General features: G+C 39.2%; 1 protein-coding gene. It reads right to left on the bottom strand.

All coding sequences use genetic code 11. The features are described 5' to 3' along the window. Positions 1–180: 180 nt before the first annotated feature. Positions 181–1383 carry an IS110 family RNA-guided transposase gene (locus ACYVQ1_RS10195; RefSeq protein ID WP_461250570.1) on the bottom strand — a complete coding sequence of 401 codons (1203 nt, stop codon included), beginning with the start codon at positions 1381–1383 and terminating at the stop codon, positions 181–183. Positions 1384–1629: the final 246 nt, after the last annotated feature.

The following is a 1629-nucleotide window of genomic DNA, read 5'->3' as shown; positions in this document are numbered from 1 at the left end:
TTTTCTACCATTTGTCAAGCATGTCAAGGCATTTGATAAAAAATAGATCGAATTCCATAGTCAAACTAAGGAATTTGTCTATTTTTGAACTAAGGTTCAGTGTAAAAAGTGTACGCAAAAACAACGCCTTACCTAGTGATTTTTTTGATAAGGTGTTACAATCATATGGCATGAACAATTTTACCGATTTTGGGTAGAAGTATAATCGTAAAGTTTGTTATGCGTTATGAGGTAATACATTGTTCTAATGAGACGATGTATAGAGGCAATCGTGTGTGGTTTGGTTGAAGTCACTTGCGATTGTCTTTTCCGTTTCTCATAGAAGTCTGCGATATGACAAGGATTGGTGTGGCTAGCTGAAGCTATGTTATGAATGCACTTAAAGAGAATCTTTCTGGCATAGGGATTCCCACGTTTGGTGATATGTTCCTTGGCTAGAAAGTTTCCAGATTCATAGTGTCTGAGGTCAATACCGATAAAAGCATTGATTTGATTGGCAGAGTGAAATCGACGAATATCACCAAGTTCGCCAATAATACTTGTCGCTGTGGTTTCAGCTATTCCAGGAATAGAGAGTAGAATCTCGTATTCTGGCAAAGATTGAGCCAATGTTACCATCTCCTCTAAAACACCTTGTCTGTGTTCAGAAAGCCTAAGTAACTCCCTTGCATAGTATTTGACCTCTTCTATCACTGGAGAGGTTTTTTTGACCGCACAATAAGACTGATTAGCTAGTTTTGTAAGCTTATCTACTAAGTAAGTCACACGTTTTTCAGAGATGCGTTTTGCCGTAGACTGACGGATGGTAGCTGTTAATGTGGCGTCATCCGACTCCAGTACAAAACTATTACATGGAAAAGTTATTACCAAGTTCCAATATTGTTCCCCAGTTGGTGCTGACAAGATGTTTTCCAATTCAGGAAAAGTGACCTGTAAAACCTTGTGCAGACGGTTTTTAGCGCAGACAATGTCCTCAGTAAGATTCTGATAGAAACGACTGAGATCGCGTAATTCTTGGTAAAGCGCTTCTTGGACATAGCTTGGTTTACGATTGAGGATGAACTGAGACATAGCTAGTTTTTCAGCGTCAATCTTATCGGTTTTACGTACTCGTAAGCTATCTAGTTGTTTTTTGGATTCTAAAGGATTGAGCCGTGTATAAGCGTAACTATTATCCTCAAAGAAGGCCTGAAGACGACGAGAATAGACACCAGTCGCCTCGAAGACAATCTCTGGCTGGTGAACAGTCTTCAAGTCCCCAAGTAGTCGATTAAATCCGACTGCATTATTGGGTATGGTATAGCCATGTACTTTTTCTCCATTGACCAAGATGGCTACTTCTGAACTTGCTTTACTCACGTCAATACCAAAAACTACTCGCATGATATTACCTCTTTGTCTTGAATGATTCCTTGCTTTAGTGATGCCATTTTCAATACTCGACGTTTTTCGTCCCACATACTTTGATAACATTCTTCCTAAAACAGGTGTCTTGTCAGTTTTAGTTACGACGTCTAGCGCCAAAGGACTTATCGACTTAACAAGACACCACTACTTTAACATAACGAAAAAAGTAGTGAGTACTTTCTCCCGTCGGAGATTTCCTCACTACTAATCTTAGTATGTTTT

The organism is Streptococcus parasalivarius, assembly GCF_054785155.1.
This window is presented reverse-complemented; position numbering and strand designations above follow the sequence as displayed.

What these genes read in the sequence shown, in the direction of transcription:
- ACYVQ1_RS10195 (WP_461250570.1), bottom strand. Translation starts at nt 1,383, where the DNA reads ATGCGAGTAGTTTTTGGTATTGACGTGAGTAAAGCAAGTTCAGAAGTA.